The following is a 17,078-nucleotide window of genomic DNA, read 5'->3' on the forward strand; positions in this document are numbered from 1 at the left end:
GGTGCCCTTGGAGACCCGGGACTTGGTGGTGAAGGACGCGGCGAACACCGACTGGGTGGCCACCGGGCCCTCGTCGCCGGCCTCCAGGTCGACGGCGTCGGTGATGATGCCGGAGCCGATGCGCAGCGCCAGACGGGCGGCGATCTCCTTGCCCTCGGCGGAGGAGGGGACGAGGACGGCGGCCGGGGACACGGCCTCGACGGCGGCCTGCAGGGCGTCCACCTTCGGTACGACCAGGTAGTCGGCGTACTCGGCGGCGTCGTGCGTGAGCACCTTGACCGCGCCGTGCTCGGCGAGCGTGGACGCGGTGTCGGCGGCACCGCCTCCCAGCGCGACGGCGACGGGCTCGCCGATGCGGCGGGCCAGGGTCAGCAGCTCCAGGGTGGGCTTGCGGACGGCACCGTCCACGTGGTCGACGTAGACGAGAACTTCAGCCATGGGACTTCTTCTCTCCTGCTTGCGAAGTATGAGGGGCGGTCGGCGAATTCGAGCTCAGATGAACTTCTGGCTCGCGAGGAACTCAGCGAGCTGCTTGCCGCCCTCGCCCTCGTCCTTGACGATCGTGCCGGCCGTGCGGGCCGGGCGCTCGGCCGCGGCGTCCACGGTGGTGTAGGCGCCCTCGAGACCGACCTCCTCGGCCTCGATCTCCAGGTCCTCGAGGTCCCAGGACTCCACCGGCTTCTTCTTGGCGGCCATGATGCCCTTGAAGGACGGGTAACGCGCCTCGCCCGACTGGTCGGTGACCGACACGACCGCCGGAAGCTGCGCCTCCAGCTGCTCGCTCGCGGCGTCGCCGTCGCGGCGGCCCTTGACCGTGCCGTCCTCGACGGAAACCTCGGACAGCAGGGTCACCTGCGGGACACCCAGACGCTCGGCCAGCAGGGCCGGGACGACGCCCATGGTGCCGTCGGTGGAGGCCATGCCGGAGATGACCAGGTCGTAGCCCGCCTTCTCGATCGCCTTGGCCAGCACCAGCGAGGTGCCGATGGCGTCGGTGCCGTGCAGGTCGTCGTCCTCGACGTGGATCGCCTTGTCGGCGCCCATCGACAGGGCCTTGCGCAGGGCGTCCTTGGCGTCCTCCGGGCCCACCGTCAGGACGGTGACCTCGGCGTCGTCCGCATCCTCGGCGATCTGCAGCGCCTGCTCGACCGCATACTCGTCCAGCTCGGAGAGCAGACCGTCCACGTCGTCCCGGTCGACGGTCAGGTCATCGGCGAAGTGCCGGTCGCCAGTGGCGTCGGGCACGTACTTCACAGTGACAACGATCCTCAAGCTCACGCCGGCTCTCCTACTGCATCGTCATTTCTCGGCTGCCTGCTTGCAGGCAGCATAGGCGCCTGAAGCGGCCGATCCCGGTCGGGGCGACCCTCGCTCCGACCGAAACATTACTCGCCAGTACAGCCAGTTCTTTCCCGCTAAGCAAGCGCTTTGAACTGTGACCTTCGCAACGCAGCGTAACCGGAACTGGACGGCTTCGCAGGACGGTCGGGCCGTGCTCAGTCACGCAGGGCATTGAAGCGCCCCTGGTGGTACAGGAGCGGGCGGCCCGCCCCGGCCGGATCACCGAGAACGACCTCCGCGAGCACGATGTGATGGTCGCCGGCGGGCACGCGCGCGTGGACCCGGCCCACCAGCCAGGCCAGCACGTCGTCGAGCACGGGAACGCCTTCAGGACCCTCGCGCCAGCCGGTGGGGGCGCCGAACCGGTCGGCGCCGCTTCGGGCGAAGGTGGCGGCCAGCTCCTGCTGGTGCTCGCCGAGTATGTGGACCCCCACGTGGCCGGCCTCGGAGATCGCCGCCCAACTGGAGGAGCCCGTGCCGATCCCGAAGGAGAGCATCGGCGGCTCCACGGAGACCGACGTGAGGGACGTGGCGGTGAAGCCGACCGGGCCGTCGTCGCCCCGCGCGGTGATCACGGCGACTCCGGCCGCGTGCCGCCGGAAGACGGCGCGGAGCAGATCGGGTGAGGCGGTACGGGGGGCGGCTAGGTCGGGGGTGGCCGTCATGAAGTTGACCTTCTGCGAGGGGCGAGGCGGGCGAGGATTCCGGGGCGGTTCAACAGCCCGGACAGCGCGCGCTCGCGGTGCGGACGAGGTCGACATGGACCCGCCCGAAGAGAAGGAGTTCCGAAGGCATACGGCCAGGCTGACGATAGGTGGTGTACGCAGTCAAGTTCGTTCCGGCATGCGGAAACGGCTTCCTGAGCATCGGCGCTCAGACCGCCTCCCCCAGCGCGGCGATCACATCGGCCTTGCGCGGCTGCCCCGTGGCCCGCCGCACGACACGACCGTCGGCATCCAGCACCAGCACCGTCGGTGTCTTGAGGATGTCGAGGGCGCGGACGAGGTTCAGGTGGGCCTCGGCATCGATCTCGACATGGGCGACGCCGGGGACCAGACCGGCCACCTCGTCGAGAATGCGCCGGGTCGCCCGGCAGGGCGCGCAGAAGGCGCTGGAGAACTGCACCAGCGTGGCCCGCTCGCCGAGTTCCGCGCCCAGCTCGGCCGCACCGAGCCGCTTTCCCTCGTCACGCCCGCGCACGCGCACTCTCCCGCTCCGCCACCGGTGCAGCACTCCGTAGACGCTCGCCGCCGCGAGCACCCCAAGGCACACCACAAGTCCCGTCATCACATGCACAAGCATTCACGAGACCGCAAAGATTCCCGTCTCCCGGAAGCGGATCCGCTACGGAATGCTGGCTTCATGGACATCGACGTGAGAGGGCCGCGGTTCGGGGCGGCCGTGACGACCGTCCTCCTGGCGGTCGCTCTGATCACCACAAGCGCCTGGCTGCTGGCCTGGCAGACCCTGGCGTTCGCGCTCGGCGCGGCCGGCGGCGTGGGCCGTTCGCCGTACGGCTGGGTGTTCCGCACGTTCGTACGGCCCCGGATCGGGCCGCCGTTGGAGTTCGAGTCACCCGAACCGCCGCGTTTCGCGCAGGCGGTGGGCCTGCTCTTTGCCGGCGTCGGTCTGGTCGGCTTCACCCTGGGGCCCGTATGGCTCGGCCTCGCGGCCACCGGGGCCGCGCTCGGCGCCGCCTTCCTCAATGCCGCGTTCGGGTACTGCCTGGGCTGCGAGTTGTACCTGATAGCCCAACGGGTGGCGGTACGCGCAAAGTAATAGGCCGTTAAAAGCACGAGGTGGATCGCCGGCCGACGTGACGAGGATCTCGTGTCGGCCGGGCACCAGGACTGGCTCCCCGGCCGTTCTTGGGGCACGATCTGCGAGATGCCGTAAACCTACGGCTCCGTAGCTTTTCCGCCGGGAACCCCTTCCCCGGCAGAGCAGGAAGGGTCCACCCCGCCCATGGCAGAACTCGTCTACCGCCCCGTCGTCGGTCTCGCCCTCACGATGTTCAAGGCCTGGGACCTCAAGATCGACTGCAAGGGGTCGGAGAACATCCCGCGCTCGGGCGGCGCCGTGCTGGTGAGCAATCACATCAGCTATCTGGACTTCATCTTCAACGGCCTGGCCGCGCTCCCCCAGAAGCGCCTGGTGCGTTTCATGGCGAAGGAGTCCGTCTTCCGGCACAAGATCTCCGGTCCGCTGATGCGCGGCATGAAGCACATCCCGGTGGACCGCAAGCAGGGCGAGGCGGCCTACGCACACGCCCTGGACTCACTGCGCTCCGGCGAGGTGGTCGGCGTGTTCCCCGAGGCCACGATCTCGCAGTCGTTCACCCTGAAGGGCTTCAAGTCCGGCGCCGCCCGACTGGCCCAGGAGGCGGGCGTCCCGCTCGTCCCGATGGCCGTGTGGGGCACGCAGCGGCTGTGGACCAAGGGCCACCCGCGCAACTTCCGGCGCAGCCACACGCCGATCACGATCCGGGTCGGCGAGGCGCTCGAGGCCTCGCGCGACAAGTACGCCGGCGCGATCACCCGGCAGCTGCGCGAGCGGGTCCAGGAACTGCTGGAGGCCGCCCAGCGTGCCTACCCGGTACGCCCCAAGGGTCCGGACGACACGTGGTGGCTGCCGGCTCACCTCGGCGGCACGGCACCGACCCCGGAGGAGGTACGCGCGGCCGAGGCCCGCTGACCGTTCCTGGACCTCAGAGTGCGGTGGGGAGCGTCTGCCACAGGTACGGCCGGTCGGGGGCGGCCCGCAGGGCGCCGAGGACAACCGGGTGCGGTTTCGCGTACAGCACCGGATAGTCCATCTCGTTGGACTTCGCATCGGGCGTGAAGGCCAGGCGCTCGCCGTCGAGGGAGAACTGGGCGTCCACGCCCGCCTTGTTGCCGCGCGGGTCCTGCCGGTGCCAGGCGCCGTTGAACCGTACGGCGACAAGCCCGTGCACGACATGCCCGTCGCCGTCGTCATGCGCCAGCCGCTGATAGCAGAGCGCCGTCGGGATGTCCTCGGCCCGCAGCAGCGCCGCCAGTGCGTGGGCCTTGGCGTAGCAGATGCCCGTTTCCTGCTCCAGCACGTCGGACGCGCGCCAGGTGACGCGGGGATCACCGGAGTCCTGCGAGTGCGGAACGGTGTCGCGCACGAACTCGAACGCCATGCGCGCATAGTCATACGAGTCCGACGCCGCTGCCGCGAGCCGGGCCGCCGCATCCCGTACGCGCGGATGGTCATGGTCGATGACCTCGTCGACGGCCAAGTAGGCGGACAGGTCCGGGGTTTCCTGGATCAGCTCCATGCCCGCAGAGCATAGAAATGCGACCACCCAAGCGTCAATGACTTTTCGGGTGGACGCATATCTATGCAGATCTCATATCCATGCAGGGCGGCTATCGAGCCATCTCCTCCTTGAGCGCCGCCACGAACGCGTCGACGTCCTCCTCCGTCGTGTCGAAGGCGCACATCCAGCGGACGTCGCCGGCCGCCTCGTCCCAGAAGTAGAAGCGGAACCGCTTCTGCAGGCGCTCGCTCACGTCGTGCGGCAGGCGGGCGAAGACCGCGTTGGCCTGCACCGGGTAGAGGATCTCGACGCCGTGCACGGCGCGGACTCCCTCGGCGAGGCGCTGGGCCATCTCGTTGGAGTGGCGGGCGTTGCGCAGCCACAGGTCCTTGGCGAGCAGCGCCTCCAACTGCACCGACACGAAGCGCATCTTGGAGGCGAGCTGCATGGACAGCTTGCGCAGGTGCTTCATGTGGCTGACGGCGTCCTGGTTGATGACGACGACCGCCTCGCCGAACAGGGCGCCGTTCTTGGTCCCGCCGAGGGAGAGGATGTCGACGCCGACCGCGTTGGTGAACGTGCGCATCGGCACGTTCAGGGAGGCGGCCGCGTTGGCGATCCGGGAGCCGTCGAGGTGGACCTTCATGCCGCGCGCGTGGGCGTGCTCGCAGATGGCGCGGATCTCGTCGGGCGTGTACAGGGTGCCGAGTTCGGTGCTCTGGGTGATCGAGACGACCTGCGGCATCGCGCGGTGCTCGTCCTCCCAGCCGTACGCCTGCCGGTCGATCAGCTCGGGGGTGAGCTTGCCGTCGGGTGTGGGGACGGTGAGCAGCTTCAGGCCGCCCATCCGCTCGGGCGCGCCGCCCTCGTCGACGTTGATGTGCGCGCTCTCCGCGCAGATCACCGCGCCCCAGCGGTCGGTGACCGCCTGGAGTGCGACGACGTTGGCGCCGGTGCCGTTGAAGACCGGGAAGGCCTCCGCCGTGGCCCCGAAGTGGCTGCGGACGATCCGCTGGAGGTTGTCGGTGTACGCGTCCTCGCCGTACGCGACCTGGTGGCCGCCGTTGGCCAGGGCCAGGGCGGCGAGCACCTCGGGGTGGGCGCCGGCGTAGTTGTCACTGGCGAAACCGCGGACCTCCGGGTCGTGATGGCGACGCGCGTCGGTCTTCGGGGGGTTCACGGCTTCTCGGTCAGCCACAGACGGTTTCCGTTCACTTCTGCGGCGGGCTTGTCCCAGACGCCGACGATGGCCTCGGCCAGGTCCTTGACGTCCGTGAAGCCCGCGAACTTCGCGTTGGGTCGCTCGGCGCGCATCGCGTCGTGCACCAGCGCCTTCACCACCAGGATGGCAGCCGCGGACGTCGGCCCCTCGGGGCCCCCCGCCTTGCGGAAGTAGTCGGCCAGGGCCAGCGTCCACGCCTCGGCGGCGGCCTTGGCGGCGGCGTAGGCGGCGTTGCCGGCGGTGGGCTTGGTGGCGCTCGCGGCGCTGATCAGGACGTACCGGCCGCGATCGCTGCGCTGCAGCGCCTCGTGGAAGGCGAGGGAGGTGTGTGCCACGGTGCGGACCAGCAGCAGCTCGAGGAAGTCCCAGTCGTCGAGGCTGGTCTTGGTGAACGTCTCGCTGCCGCGCCAGCCGCCCACGAGGTGGACCAGGCCGTCGACACGGCCGAAGTCCTTCTCGATGCGGTTGGCCCAGTCCTGGGAGGCCTGCCGGTCGAGCAGGTCCACCGTGTCGCCGACGACGGTGGCGCCGCCGTGCGCGTAGCTGGCCGCGTCCACGGCTTCCGCCAGCCGCTCCGGGTCGTTGTCCGCGCCGACGACGGTCGCCCCCGCCTCGGCCAGCCTGAGCAGCGCCGCCCGCCCGGCGGGTCCACCCGCGCCGGCCACCGCGATCACCGCACCGCTGAGAGCCCCGTTCCCCATGATCCTCGCCTCCTGAGCAGTGTTCTGGACGAGATCGCTCACGCGGCGACCCGCTCGGTGCTGTCCGCCCGGATGCCCTTGGTCGAGGCAATCACGTTCTTCAGCTTCTTGGACAGCGCCTCATAGAACATGCTCAGCGGAAACTCGTCCGGAAGCACGTCATCGACGAGCTTGCGCGGCGGCTGGGTCAGGTCCAGGACGTCGGGGCCCTTGGCCCACTTGGAACCCGGGTGCGGGGCGAGGTAGGTCGAGACCAGCTCGTACCCGGCGAACCAGTGCACGAGCTTCGGGCGGTCGATGCCGTCCCGGTACAGCTGCTCGATCTCGGCGCACAGCTGGTTGGTGACCTGCGGGGCGCGCTGCCAGTCGATGGACAGCTTGTTGTCGGTCCAGCGGACGACGTCGTGCTTGTGCAGGTAGGCGAAGAGGAGCTGGCCGCCGAGGCCGTCGTAGTTGCGGACGCGCTCGCCGGTGACCGGGAAGCGGAACATGCGGTCGAAGAGCACCGCGTACTGCACGTCACGAGCCTGCGGGACGCCCTCGGTCTGAAGCTTCACGGCCTCCTTGAAGGCGGTGAGGTCGCAGCGCAGCTCCTCCAGGCCGTACATCCAGAACGGCTGGCGCTGCTTGATCATGAACGGGTCGAAGGGCAGGTCGCCGTGGCTGTGGGTGCGGTCGTGGACCATGTCCCACAGCACGAAGGCCTCTTCGCAGCGCTTCTGGTCGTGCACCATCGCGGCGATGTCCTCGGGCAGCTCCAGGCCGAGGGTGTCGACGGCGGCGGCGGTGACGCGGCGGAAGCGGGCGGCCTCGCGGTCGCAGAAGATGCCGCCCCAGGTGAAGCGCTCGGGAGCTTCGCGGACGGCGATCGTCTCCGGGAAGAGGACGGCGGAGTTGGTGTCATAGCCCGCCGTGAAGTCCTCGAAGGTGATGCCGCAGAACAGCGGGTTGTCGTAGCGGGTGCGCTCCAGCTCGGCCAGCCAGTCCGGCCAGACCATGCGCAGCACGACCGCCTCGAGGTTGCGGTCGGGGTTGCCGTTCTGGGTGTACATCGGGAAGACGACCAGGTGCTGGAGGCCGTCCCGGCGGTTCGCCGCAGGCTGGAAGGCCAGCAGCGAGTCGAGGAAGTCGGGCACCTTGAAGCCGTCGTCGGCCCAGCGGCGCAGGTCCTTCACCAGCGCCGCGTGGTAGGCGGCGTCGTGCGGGAGCAGTGGGGACAGTTCCTCGACGGCGTCGGCGATCCGGCGCACGGCGAGCTCGGCGTCCGCGGGGGCCGGGGCGCCCTCGGCGTCGAAGTCGATCGATCCGTCCTTGGACTGCCATGGCCGGATCTGCTCCACGGCATCCTTGAGCACGGGCCACGCCGGATGCTCCACCACCCTGGCCACGGGAGGAACCTGCTCCTCCGCACCCGCCTGCACAAGAATTTCCGTCATGTCCCATCCTCCGCTGGAGAACCTTGCGTAAGGACACCGTATGCACAGGGGGTTTCTCCCAGCAAGGGGAGCCGCGGGAAATTATCCTGCGTACCCCCATGGTCACTGAACTTTTTCCTGTCGGCCACCGGAGGGGCGTCGGCGTGGGGGAACGCCGGCCGCGAGGGCGCCAGGTCCGCCCCGCCGTCGTCCCGCCACACCCCCGTGCAGGCAGGGGTTCATCGGCGGGACAGGCCACTAGGCTGCGGCCCTGTCGCGCCCAGGGCCGTCCCGGTCCGCGCGATCCCTGCCGCCGCCGTCGACGGAAGCGAGTCGAACCTTGAACTTCCTCACCATCGGTCACCGCGGAGTCATGGGTGTCGCACCCGAGAACACCCTGCGTTCCTTCGTCGCCGCCGAGCAGGCCGGCCTCGACGTCATCGAACTCGATCTGCACCTCAGCAAGGACGGCGCCCTCGTCGTACTGCACGACACCGAAGTGGACCGTACGACCGACGGCACCGGTCCGGTCGCCGAGAAGACCCTCGCGGAGCTACGGGCCCTGGACGCGGGCCAAGGCGAGCGGATCCCGGTGTTCGAGGAGGTCCTGGACACGGTCGACGCGCCACTGCAGGCCGAGATCAAGGACGTCGCCGCCGCGCGGGCGCTGGCGGAGGTCATGCGCGAACGGGACCTGGTGGAGCGGATCGAGGTGTCCTCGTTCCACGACGAGGCCATCACCGAGATCGCCCGGCTGCTGCCCGGGGTACGGACCGCGCTGATCGCCAGCCGGTACGGCACCGACATCGTGGAGCGCGCCGTAGAGGCCGGTGCGGCGACCGTCTGCCTCAACATCCGCCGGCTCACCCTGGAGGTCGTGGAGCATGCGCGCGAAGCCGGCCTGCAGATCATCGGCTGGGTGGTGAACACGCAGGAACACCTGCGTCTCGTCCGCGCCCTGGAGCTGGACGGAGCGACGACCGACTACCCGGAGATCAAACGCACCGGCCGGTTCACGGCCTGAGCCACCGCGACGTACGGCTCAGGCGAGTTCCTTGACCAGCAGCTCGAACTGCAGGTCCCCGCGCTGCGGGATGCCGAACCGCTCGTCGCCGTACGGGAACGGCGTCATCTTTCCGGTACGGCGGTAGCCGCGCCGCTCGTACCAGGCGATGAGGTCCTCGCGTACGGAGATCACGGTCATGTGCATCTGCGTCACGCCCCAGGTCGCGCGGGCCTGCCGCTCCGCCTCGGCGATGATCACCTTGCCGAGGCCGGCGCCCTGGAGCCGCGGGCTGACCGCGAACATCCCGAAGTAGGCGTGGTCACCGCGGTGCTCGAGCTGGCAGCAGGCGACGACCGCGCCGTCCCGTTCCACGGTCAGCAACCTGCTGTCGGAGGACTTGATGACGGACCGAACGCCTTCGGGGTCGGTCCGCTGCCCCTGAAGGATGTCCGCCTCGGTGGTCCACCCGGCCCGGCTGGAGTCGCCCCGGTACGCCGACTCGATCAGCGCGACCAGCGCCTCGACGTCGGCGTCGGTGGCGTCGCGGAAGGTCAGTCCGGTGGCAGCGGTGGCGGTGGTGTCCATGGGAGCGTCTCTCCGGTTTCTCGGGCGTGGCTCGGGCACGGACGAGAGTAACGCTGCCATTAGGCTCCGGGTGCATGGTGCACGTACTCAGCAGCCGGACCCTGCTCCGCCCCAACGACGCCGAGCGGTCCCGAGTCTTCTACGGCGAACAGCTGGGCCTCGCCGTCTACCGCGAGTTCGGTACGGGGCCGGACCGCGGCACCGTCTACTTCCTCGGCGGCGGCTTCCTGGAGATCTCGGGCCGGTCCGAGACCCCGCCGTCCCCGGCCGTACGGCTCTGGCTCCAGGTCGACGACGTGACCGCGGCCGAGGAGGAGCTGCGGGCCAAGGGGGTCGACATCGTGCGGCCGCCGCTGCGCGAGCCGTGGGGACTGATCGAGATGTGGATCGCGGATCCGGACGGCACGCCGATCGTGCTGGTGGAGGTGCCCGCGGACCATCCGATCCGGTACCGGCCCGGGATCTGATCCCCGGTGAGCGTGCGGCAGGCGCCGCGCCCGGCGCGAGGGAGTCCCCGATGGCCGCTGTCAGTGGGCGGCGCTAGCGTGCTGGTGTGGGTTCGCGCTGCGGAAGGGACGTCGGATGAAGCTCGACAAGCCGGTGGTCGGCGGGCCCTGCTGGGCCGAGTTGGCGACCACCGATCTGGAGGCCGCCAAGCGGTTCTACGGCGAGTTGTTCGGCTGGCGGACCGAGACGGATCCACGTCAGGAGGCCGGCGGCTACACGGTCGCGCACCTGGGCGACGCACCGGTTGCCGCGCTGTCGCCGCTGTACCAGGAGGGACAGCCGGTCGCGTGGACCGTGTCGTTCTCGGTCCGGGACGCGGACGAGAGCGCACGGGAGATCACGGCGGCCGGTGGGACGGTGCTGATGGGGCCGATGGACGTGTTCGACATGGGCCGTTTCGCGGTGGCCGTCGACCCGTCCGGCGCCGCCTTCACCCTGTGGCAGCCCCGGGCCTTCGAGGGCGCCGGGCTGTTCAACGCGCCGGGCTCGCTCGGCTGGGTGGAGCTGATGACCCGGGAACCCGCGCGGGCGCGGGATTTCTACACCACCGTCTTCGGCTGGACCGTCAACGCCTCGGAGCACTACACCCAGTGGGGCATCGCCGGGGTGGACTTCGGCGGCATGATGACCATGGACGACAAGTTCCCGCACGAGGTGCCGCCGCACTGGCTGCCGTACTTCGCCGTGGCCGACGTGGACGACACCACCGCCACGGCGACCGGGGCGGGCGGCACGGCCCTCATGGAGCCCACTTCCGTGCCGGACGGACCACGCATCGCGGTGCTGCGCGACCCACAGGGTGCCGTCTTCGGCGTGTATCTCGCAGGCCACGAGGGCTGAACCGGGGCGTTTGCGCTGGAGTGCACTCGAGCTCCTAGCGTCGTCAGCACGACCCGCCCGAGAGGCCCGAAGGGGAGAGCACCGTGCGTTACACACTGTTCGGCAGAACCGGTCTGCGCGTGAGCGAGCTGAGTCTCGGCGCGATGACCATCGGCGAGGACTGGGGCTGGGGCGCGGACAAGGAGACCAGCGCCAGGATTCTGGACGCCTACGCGGACGCCGGCGGCAACTTCGTCGACACCGCCAACAACTACACCGGCGGCAGCTCGGAGCGGATTCTCGGCGCCCTGCTGGAAGGGCGGCGCGACCAATTCGTGCTGGCCAGCAAGTACACCTGCGGCATCCGTGACGGTGACGTCAATGCCGCGGGCAACCACCGCAAGAACCTCGTGCAGTCGGTCGAGGCCAGTCTGGAGCGGCTGCGCACCGACCGGCTCGACGTGCTGTGGGTGCACGCCCGGGACAACTTCACCCCGGTCGAGGAGGTGATGCGGGCCCTGGACGACCTCGTACGGACCGGGAAGGTGCTGTACGTCGGTGTCTCGGACTGGCCCGCCTGGGAGATCGCGCAGGCCAACACGCTGGCCGAGCTGCGGGGTTGGACCGCGTTCGCCGGATCGCAGCTGCGCTACAGCCTGTTGGAGCGCACTCCCGAGCGTGAACTGCTCCCGCAGGCGCGGGCGTTCGACCTCGCCGTGCTGGCGTGGGGACCGCTCGCGGCCGGGAAGCTCACCGGGAAGTACCGACGGGGCGAGTCGGGGCGGCTGGACGTCACCGGAGGGTCGGTCGACCCGCGCGAGGAGGCGGTCGTGACCGCCGTCCTGGAGATCGCCGAGCAGGGCGGCTGGAGTCCGGCGCAGGTGGCGCTGGCCTGGCTCCTCGGCCGGCCCGGCAACATCGTCCCGATCATCGCCGCCACCAAGGAGAGCCAGCTCGCCGACAATCTCGGGGCGGTGGACATCCGGCTCGACGCGGATGCCGTCGCCCGCCTCGACGAGGTCAGCGCGGTGCCGCTCGGCTTCCCGCACGACTTCGTCCGGGAGGAGCCCATCACCCGCAACATCTACGGCGACCGCTGGCCCGACATCGACGACCGGCGCTCCACGCACCGGCGCACAGTGCACGACGTGCTCTGAGGGCACCGTCGGGAACGCCGGGCGGCCGCTCAGACCCGCAGTGCCCCGAGCCGCCCCTCCAGCTGCTCGAGCAACTGACCCAGCAGCGCGGCGAGTTCGCCCTGCGCCGGTGTGCCCATGCCGGACAGGACAGCGGTCTCGTAGGCGAGCTGCTCGGGCAGGATCGCGTCGACCAGGGCGCGTCCGGCGTCCGTGAGGCGAAGGTGGGCGACGCGGCGGTCACGGGCGTCACCGCGTCGCTCCACGAGGCCGCGTTCGGTGAGCTGCTTGAGGCGTTTGGTGACGGCGGCACCGGAGGAGAAGGTCTCCCGGGCCAGTTCGCCGGGCGTCAGCTCGTGACCGGTGCGACGCAGCGCGCCGAGCAGGTCGAACTCGGGCCGGCTGAGCCCGGCCCGGCGCAACGGTGCGTCCTCGGCCTGCTGGAGCAGGGCGGCACAGCGGTTGACCCGGCCGATGATCTCCATGGGGCCGGTGTCGAGGTCGGGGCGCACGGACTGCCACTGCCGGACGACCGCGGCAACGGTGTCGCCCCGCGCAGCACCGGCGTCGCGCCCCGTCGCGCCGGTCGTCTCGTGCCCGGTCGTCCGCCGCCGGTTCGTCCCCGTCATGGCCGTGCGTCCTCCGTCGTCATGCCCGTGTCCCGGTCCAGGTCCAGGCCCTGGCGCCGTACCGTCGCCGCGAGCGTACGGTGTCCCGACTGCTCGACGAGCACGACCCGCTCCTGGGGCAGGGCCCGCTGCCACCACTCGCCGGACGCGGCATCCGCGGTGGCGCGCAGGTCGGCCAGGGCGGCGGCGAGGCTTCGGCGGGCGGCCTGAAGAGCACCGGCGTCCGGGTGCGGCTCGGCCAGCAGACGAGCGGTGCGCTCACGGGCGCGCTCGGTGACGGCCAGGGCACGTTCGAGGCGGTCGCCCGCACGCCGGTTGGTGACGGCGACGGCGGCCACGAGGCCGACCAGCGCGCCGACGAGGGTGTCGACGACCCGCTCGGCGATCAGCGTCCCGGGGTTCTGGAACCCGGTGAACTCGGTGATGAGCAGCGCCATCGGGGTCACACAGACACTGCCGAGCCAGTAGTTGCGGCCGATCAGCGCCTCCGCCCCGAAGTTGAAGGCGAGACAGCACAGCACGAGGGCCGCGGGGCCGAGGTGGGCGAGCGGGGCGACGGCGGCGAAGAGGAGGACCCCAGCGAGGTTGCCGACGACGCGCTGCACGCCCCGGCTCCAGGTCAGGGTGAGGTTGGCCTGGTAGAGGGCGGCGGCCGTGACCAGGGCCCAGTAGGGGCGGCCGATACCGACGGCGAGGGACGCGTATCCGGCCAGGGCGCAGCCGAGGGCGGTACGCAGGGCGATCGGGGTGAGCGGCGCGAGGGCGCGCCGCAGCGACCGCTTCGGGGCGGCGAGGTCGACGTCCACGCCGAGCAGTTCGTCGGCGTCCGCCCCACCCGGGTACGGCACGGGCCGGGTGCCGCGCAGTTCACGGGCCCAGGCACGCAGGCGTGCCGGATCGGCGTCGGCGGGCGCGGCCAGGGCGACCTCGGCACGGACGACGAGGCGCTGCAGGGCACGCCGGGTCGTGGAGCGGGCGCGGACGGACAGCAGCGACTGCCAGGCGGCCTGCACGGCGACGGCCGCGACGGCCCGGGCGTGAGCGTCTACGGTGCCGCGGGTGTCGGCGTACGCGGCGGCGGCGTTCAGGGCGTGTGCGGTGGCGCGGCGCTCCGGGCCGTACGGGCGGACCAGGGCCGGCGCCATGCAGACGAGCCAGGACCAGACGCCCGCCACGACGCCCAGCGCCAGGTGACCGGGGATCTGGGCCGGGGTCTGCGGGGCGAACAGCGCGGCGGAGCTGACGAAGGTGAGGACGACGTTGCCCGGCGGTCCGATGCGCGTCGCGTCGCACAGCACCTTCTGCACGGCAGCCAGCAGGGCGCCGACGGTGACCAGCACGACGGCGTTCGTGGTCAGCGAGGCCGCGACCAGGGCGACGGCGAGCCCGCCGAGCATGCCCAGCACCACCCACGCCAGCGCCCTGGCCCGGGCGGCGTACGGACGGTTGTGGGCGTACAGGGCGCACAGGGACCCGGCCATCGTGCAGACGGCCAGGTCGAGGCGGTCGAGCGCCAGGAGGGTCAGGTTGGGCGGGGCGACCGCGGCGACCACGCTCAGCGCGGGCTTGAACCAGATGTCGGAGGGACGGCCGAGGCGCAGCACGCCGGTGAGCGGGAGTCGACGCAGGCGCTGGCTTGTGGGGGCGGGGGTCGCACTGCTCATATCAGACAGCTTAACAGGTGTTTTACTAGTAAAAGAAATCGGGCGAGATGGCCTCCCGGTGCCGCCCCGCCCTCCCCCGCTCCGCCGAATGCTCCCCGCGTACACCCTTGCGCTCGCGTGCGCGCCCTGCGGACCGGGCATCCCTTGACCGACCGTCGACGCCCTGTCGACCGGCCCCTCGGGCAGGGAGGTGCGCGTGCACGGACCGGCTGCGTCCGGCTGGCTGCTGGTCGCACTGTGCGCGGTGACCGGCGCATACTGCCTGCTGCGACTGCGCAGCACCGTCGAGGAACAGCGCCGGGCCGCGGGAGACGAGGCGCTGATGGGCTTCGGCATGGCCGCGATGGCCGTACCGACAGCCGTGTACACACCGCCGACCTGGGCCTGGCCCGCCTTCGCGGTCCTGTTCGGCGCGGCCGCACTGCGCGCCCTGTGGGCGGCCCGGGGCGGTGTCCGCCATCTGCACCACCTGGTGGGCGCCTCGGCCATGGTCTACATGGCGGTGGTGATGGCCGGCACCCCGAACGACGCCCCCGGACACGGACACGGCAGCGCCGGACTCCCCCTGCTCACCGGGCTCCTGCTGCTCTACTTCACCGGATACGTGCTGCTCGGCGGAGTGCGCCTGATACCCGCCCCGGCCGTGGCGGGCGCCCCCCGCACCGCGGGGTGGGGCGACCGGCCCGAGCTGGCGCGGGCCTGCCGGCTGTCGATGGGCATCGCCATGGTCGCGATGCTGCTGACGCTGTGAGGGCACGACGGACGCGGTCGGTGCGAGCCCCGTGGTCTGTGTCACTTTGCGGGAAGGCGAGCCTCCCGCTGAGCCGCCGCTCATAAGGTGTCCCCATGATGGTCCCCGCGGCACTGTTGCTGCTCGGCGCCCTGACCGCCGTCCTGGCCCCACGGCTGCTCGCCCGGACCGACTGGCCGGACCGCGAACCGGTGGTTGCCCTGTGGGTCTGGCAGTGCGTGGTGGTGGCCGTACTGCTGTGCTGCGCGCTGTCGATGACGCTCAGCGCGGCGGCCGCCTGGCAGGCGGTGCGCGGCCATGTGTTCGCGCCGGCACCGCGCGCGGTCGTGGAGGCCTATGCGCTGAGTACGACCGGCCCCTGGGCGGCGACGACAGCGCTCGCGCTCGCATCTGGCGCCGTCTGGACCGCGGTGATGCTGGTCCGGGAGGTCGTACGGGCGCAGGCGCGGCGTCGGCGGCGACGTGCCGAACTCCTCGTGCGGGCGCCGCTGTTGCCGGGTGAGGAGCCGGGGAACGGTCGGCTCGTCGTCCTGGAGGGTGAGCGGCCGGACGCCTGGTGGCTGCCCGGCACGGCACCCCGGCTCGTCCTCACCACCGCCGCCCTGCGCCGGCTGAAAGGACAGCAACTGGATGCCCTCCTCGCGCACGAGCAGGGACATGCGCGGGCCCGGCACGACTGGCTGCTGCACTGCTCGGCCGCACTGGCGTGCGGGTTCCCGCGGGTGCCGGTGTTCGCCGCGTTCCGCGACGAGATGCACCGACTGGTGGAGCTCGCCGCGGACGACATGGCCTCCCGCCGCTTCGGGCGGCTGACCACTGCGCTCGCGCTGGTGGGAGTCAACGAGGACCGAGGCGTGTTCGGCCCCTGCCCGACGCCGCAGGCCCATGTGCCGCAGCGGGTGCACCGGCTGCTCACTCCCCCGGACCGGCTCACCGCTGCCCGGCGGCTGCGGCTCACGGCGACGGCCGCGCTCGTGCCGGTCGTACCGTTGCTGGTGGCGTTCGTACCGGGGTTGCGGGCACTGGGGTAGCCACATCCTGGGAGGAGGGGTCGCCTCCCGCCCCACCAGTCGGCGAGGATCGCACCATGCACATCCCCACCGTCGAATCCCCACCCCGACCGCCGGAGTGCCGCACCGGCCACCGGTCACCCATCACTCTGGCGCTGTGCTCCCTGCTGCTCCTCGTCCTGGTCGCCGCCGAGTGGCACCCCCTCGTGAACCTGGACGGCGACGTCTCCCGCACCACCCATCGCTGGGCGGTCGAGGAGTCCGGGATCACGCAGGTGTGCCGCATCCTCACGGACTGGGTCTGGGACCCACTGACGATGCGCATCCTGTGCGGGGCGGTCGTGGTGTGGCTGGTGTGGAGACACTCGGCGTGGTGGACCGCGGCGTGGCTGGTGGTCACCGTCGCCCTGAGCACGGCGACGCAGCAGTTCCTGAAGGCCGCGGTCGACCGCCCGCGCCCCGTCTGGTCCGACCCGGTCGACTCCGCCCACTACGCGGCCTTCCCCTCCGGCCACGCCATGACCGCCACGGTGGTACTGGGCCTGTTCCTGTGGCTCCTGCACCGCCACGGCGCCGACCGCGCCCTGCGCCGTACGGCCCTCGTCGTGACCGCGATGTCCGTGCTCGGCGTGGGGCTGACCCGGGTGTGGCTCGGCGTGCACTGGGTCTCGGACGTCGTCGGCGGCTGGCTGCTGGGCGCGACGGTGGTGACGCTCGCGGTGACGGCCCACGAACGGTGGCGACCCTGACCACGCCCGGAGGCGAACCGCCGTCGGCGTGGAACGCGGGCCCATAGGATCGCCGCATGATCGCCGTGCTGTTCGACTTCTCCGGAACCCTCTTCCGAGTCGAGTCCACCGAGTCCTGGCTGCGCGCCGTACTGACCGAGGCCGATGTCCCGCTGCCCGAGCCCGAGTTCGGCAAGGCCGCGCAGGCGCTGCAGGCGGCCGGGGCGCTGCCCGGCGGCGCGCTCCCGGAGCGGGTGCCCGTCGAACTGGCCGACGTTTGG

20 protein-coding genes and 1 pseudogene are annotated in these 17,078 nt (G+C 71.2%); 10 read left to right on the forward strand and 11 right to left on the reverse strand.

Features of this window, described 5'->3' with window-relative positions; genetic code table 11:
• The 4 genes from ACTWQJ_RS26480 to ACTWQJ_RS26495 form a co-directional block, all read right to left on the reverse strand.
• Positions 1 to 438: electron transfer flavoprotein subunit alpha/FixB family protein (locus ACTWQJ_RS26480; protein ID WP_443309064.1), on the reverse strand; the 438-nt coding region annotated here is incomplete at its 3' end.
• 54 nt (positions 439 to 492) lie between these two features.
• On the reverse strand, positions 493 to 1,278 hold the full coding sequence (locus tag ACTWQJ_RS26485; protein WP_443309065.1) for an electron transfer flavoprotein subunit beta/FixA family protein: 786 nt from the start codon (positions 1,276 to 1,278) through the stop codon (positions 493 to 495).
• A 218-nt stretch (positions 1,279 to 1,496) separates the two neighbouring features.
• Positions 1,497 to 2,006 (reverse strand): flavin reductase family protein, encoded by a 510-nt coding sequence (locus ACTWQJ_RS26490; RefSeq protein ID WP_443309066.1) that lies wholly within the window; start codon positions 2,004 to 2,006, stop codon positions 1,497 to 1,499.
• Positions 2,007 to 2,214: 208 nt separating this feature from the next.
• Positions 2,215 to 2,628: a TlpA family protein disulfide reductase gene (locus ACTWQJ_RS26495; RefSeq protein WP_443309067.1), complete on the reverse strand. Its 414-nt coding sequence runs from the start codon at positions 2,626 to 2,628 to the stop codon at positions 2,215 to 2,217.
• A 75-nt stretch (positions 2,629 to 2,703) separates the two neighbouring features.
• Between ACTWQJ_RS26495 and ACTWQJ_RS26500 the strand changes: the two genes are divergently transcribed.
• Positions 2,704 to 3,120, forward strand: a complete 417-nt coding sequence (locus ACTWQJ_RS26500; RefSeq protein WP_443309068.1) for a DUF4395 domain-containing protein — start codon at positions 2,704 to 2,706, stop codon at positions 3,118 to 3,120.
• 186 nt (positions 3,121 to 3,306) lie between these two features.
• Positions 3,307 to 4,035: a lysophospholipid acyltransferase family protein gene (locus tag ACTWQJ_RS26505; protein ID WP_129796480.1), complete on the forward strand. Its 729-nt coding sequence runs from the start codon at positions 3,307 to 3,309 to the stop codon at positions 4,033 to 4,035.
• A 13-nt stretch (positions 4,036 to 4,048) separates the two neighbouring features.
• Here ACTWQJ_RS26505 and ACTWQJ_RS26510 read toward each other — a convergent pair whose 3' ends face one another.
• The 4 genes from ACTWQJ_RS26510 to ACTWQJ_RS26525 form a co-directional block, all read right to left on the reverse strand.
• Complete coding sequence (locus ACTWQJ_RS26510; RefSeq protein WP_443309069.1) at positions 4,049 to 4,642, reverse strand: transglutaminase domain-containing protein; 594 nt, start codon at positions 4,640 to 4,642, stop codon at positions 4,049 to 4,051.
• 91 nt (positions 4,643 to 4,733) lie between these two features.
• Positions 4,734 to 5,804 carry a threonine aldolase family protein gene (locus ACTWQJ_RS26515; RefSeq protein WP_443309070.1) on the reverse strand — a complete coding sequence of 357 codons (1,071 nt, stop codon included), beginning with the start codon at positions 5,802 to 5,804 and terminating at the stop codon, positions 4,734 to 4,736.
• Positions 5,801 to 6,547, reverse strand: a complete 747-nt coding sequence (locus ACTWQJ_RS26520; RefSeq protein ID WP_443309071.1) for an SDR family NAD(P)-dependent oxidoreductase — start codon at positions 6,545 to 6,547, stop codon at positions 5,801 to 5,803. Before ACTWQJ_RS26520 ends, ACTWQJ_RS26515 begins: the two co-directional genes overlap by 4 nt.
• Positions 6,548 to 6,585: 38 nt before the next feature.
• Positions 6,586 to 7,983 carry a DUF6421 family protein gene (locus tag ACTWQJ_RS26525; RefSeq protein WP_443309072.1) on the reverse strand — a complete coding sequence of 466 codons (1,398 nt, stop codon included), beginning with the start codon at positions 7,981 to 7,983 and terminating at the stop codon, positions 6,586 to 6,588.
• 319 nt (positions 7,984 to 8,302) lie between these two features.
• Here ACTWQJ_RS26525 and ACTWQJ_RS26530 point away from each other — a divergent pair, with 319 nt between their 5' ends.
• A complete protein-coding gene (locus ACTWQJ_RS26530) occupies positions 8,303 to 8,986 on the forward strand; it encodes a glycerophosphodiester phosphodiesterase (RefSeq protein ID WP_443309073.1) in 684 nt (227 codons plus the stop codon).
• A gap of 18 nt (positions 8,987 to 9,004) precedes the next feature.
• Here the strand turns inward: ACTWQJ_RS26530 and ACTWQJ_RS26535 are convergent, their stop codons facing one another.
• A complete protein-coding gene (locus ACTWQJ_RS26535; protein WP_443309074.1) occupies positions 9,005 to 9,553 on the reverse strand; it encodes a GNAT family N-acetyltransferase in 549 nt (182 codons plus the stop codon).
• Between the two features lie 74 nt (positions 9,554 to 9,627).
• Here ACTWQJ_RS26535 and ACTWQJ_RS26540 point away from each other — a divergent pair, with 74 nt between their 5' ends.
• The 3 genes from ACTWQJ_RS26540 to ACTWQJ_RS26550 all read left to right on the forward strand — a co-directional run bounded on the left by ACTWQJ_RS26540 (position 9,628) and on the right by ACTWQJ_RS26550 (position 12,036).
• On the forward strand, positions 9,628 to 10,020 hold the full coding sequence (locus tag ACTWQJ_RS26540; protein ID WP_443309075.1) for a VOC family protein: 393 nt from the start codon (positions 9,628 to 9,630) through the stop codon (positions 10,018 to 10,020).
• Between the two features lie 115 nt (positions 10,021 to 10,135).
• A complete protein-coding gene (locus tag ACTWQJ_RS26545) occupies positions 10,136 to 10,900 on the forward strand; it encodes a VOC family protein (RefSeq protein ID WP_443309076.1) in 765 nt (254 codons plus the stop codon).
• Positions 10,901 to 10,983: 83 nt separating this feature from the next.
• Positions 10,984 to 12,036 (forward strand): aldo/keto reductase, encoded by a 1,053-nt coding sequence (locus tag ACTWQJ_RS26550; protein ID WP_443309077.1) that lies wholly within the window; start codon positions 10,984 to 10,986, stop codon positions 12,034 to 12,036.
• A gap of 29 nt (positions 12,037 to 12,065) precedes the next feature.
• Here the strand turns inward: ACTWQJ_RS26550 and ACTWQJ_RS26555 are convergent, their stop codons facing one another.
• Together ACTWQJ_RS26555 and ACTWQJ_RS26560 are read right to left on the reverse strand one after the other, a co-directional pair.
• Positions 12,066 to 12,644: a MarR family winged helix-turn-helix transcriptional regulator gene (locus ACTWQJ_RS26555; protein WP_443309078.1), complete on the reverse strand. Its 579-nt coding sequence runs from the start codon at positions 12,642 to 12,644 to the stop codon at positions 12,066 to 12,068.
• Positions 12,641 to 14,308, reverse strand: coding sequence for an FUSC family protein (locus ACTWQJ_RS26560; RefSeq protein WP_443309079.1), 1,668 nt, complete (start codon positions 14,306 to 14,308; stop codon positions 12,641 to 12,643). The genes ACTWQJ_RS26555 and ACTWQJ_RS26560 overlap by 4 nt, the downstream gene beginning before the upstream one ends.
• Before the next feature lie 196 nt (positions 14,309 to 14,504).
• Between ACTWQJ_RS26560 and ACTWQJ_RS26565 the strand changes: the two genes are divergently transcribed.
• From ACTWQJ_RS26565 to ACTWQJ_RS26580, 4 genes and pseudogenes are all read left to right on the forward strand, one after another.
• Entirely contained in the window at positions 14,505 to 15,059 is a 555-nt protein-coding gene (locus ACTWQJ_RS26565; RefSeq protein WP_443309080.1) for a DUF5134 domain-containing protein, read from the forward strand.
• A gap of 95 nt (positions 15,060 to 15,154) precedes the next feature.
• Positions 15,155 to 16,090 (forward strand): M56 family metallopeptidase, encoded by a 936-nt coding sequence (locus ACTWQJ_RS26570; protein ID WP_443309081.1) that lies wholly within the window; start codon positions 15,155 to 15,157, stop codon positions 16,088 to 16,090.
• Positions 16,091 to 16,146: 56 nt separating this feature from the next.
• Positions 16,147 to 16,818, forward strand: a complete 672-nt coding sequence (locus ACTWQJ_RS26575) for a phosphatase PAP2 family protein (protein ID WP_443309082.1) — start codon at positions 16,147 to 16,149, stop codon at positions 16,816 to 16,818.
• Positions 16,819 to 16,874: 56 nt separating this feature from the next.
• Positions 16,875 to 17,078, forward strand: a pseudogene (locus tag ACTWQJ_RS26580) (hydrolase); the annotation flags it as partial.

This window comes from Streptomyces sp. KR55 (assembly GCF_052245645.1).
In the GTDB taxonomy this organism is placed as follows: Bacteria; Actinomycetota; Actinomycetes; order Streptomycetales; family Streptomycetaceae; genus Streptomyces; species Streptomyces flavusporus.

What these genes read in the sequence shown, in the direction of transcription:
- ACTWQJ_RS26570 (WP_443309081.1), top strand. Translation starts at nt 15,155, where the DNA reads ATGATGGTCCCCGCGGCACTGTTGCTGCTCGGCGCCCTGACCGCCGTC.
- ACTWQJ_RS26520 (WP_443309071.1), bottom strand. Translation starts at nt 6,547, where the DNA reads ATGGGGAACGGGGCTCTCAGCGGTGCGGTGATCGCGGTGGCCGGCGCG.
- ACTWQJ_RS26540 (WP_443309075.1), top strand. Translation starts at nt 9,628, where the DNA reads ATGGTGCACGTACTCAGCAGCCGGACCCTGCTCCGCCCCAACGACGCC.
- ACTWQJ_RS26560 (WP_443309079.1), bottom strand. Translation starts at nt 14,308, where the DNA reads ATGAGCAGTGCGACCCCCGCCCCCACAAGCCAGCGCCTGCGTCGACTC.
- ACTWQJ_RS26495 (WP_443309067.1), bottom strand. Translation starts at nt 2,628, where the DNA reads ATGACGGGACTTGTGGTGTGCCTTGGGGTGCTCGCGGCGGCGAGCGTC.
- ACTWQJ_RS26575 (WP_443309082.1), top strand. Translation starts at nt 16,147, where the DNA reads ATGCACATCCCCACCGTCGAATCCCCACCCCGACCGCCGGAGTGCCGC.
- ACTWQJ_RS26505 (WP_129796480.1), top strand. Translation starts at nt 3,307, where the DNA reads ATGGCAGAACTCGTCTACCGCCCCGTCGTCGGTCTCGCCCTCACGATG.
- ACTWQJ_RS26500 (WP_443309068.1), top strand. Translation starts at nt 2,704, where the DNA reads ATGGACATCGACGTGAGAGGGCCGCGGTTCGGGGCGGCCGTGACGACC.
- ACTWQJ_RS26535 (WP_443309074.1), bottom strand. Translation starts at nt 9,553, where the DNA reads ATGGACACCACCGCCACCGCTGCCACCGGACTGACCTTCCGCGACGCC.
- ACTWQJ_RS26490 (WP_443309066.1), bottom strand. Translation starts at nt 2,006, where the DNA reads ATGACGGCCACCCCCGACCTAGCCGCCCCCCGTACCGCCTCACCCGAT.
- ACTWQJ_RS26555 (WP_443309078.1), bottom strand. Translation starts at nt 12,644, where the DNA reads ATGACGGGGACGAACCGGCGGCGGACGACCGGGCACGAGACGACCGGC.
- ACTWQJ_RS26545 (WP_443309076.1), top strand. Translation starts at nt 10,136, where the DNA reads ATGAAGCTCGACAAGCCGGTGGTCGGCGGGCCCTGCTGGGCCGAGTTG.
- ACTWQJ_RS26525 (WP_443309072.1), bottom strand. Translation starts at nt 7,983, where the DNA reads ATGACGGAAATTCTTGTGCAGGCGGGTGCGGAGGAGCAGGTTCCTCCC.
- ACTWQJ_RS26510 (WP_443309069.1), bottom strand. Translation starts at nt 4,642, where the DNA reads ATGGAGCTGATCCAGGAAACCCCGGACCTGTCCGCCTACTTGGCCGTC.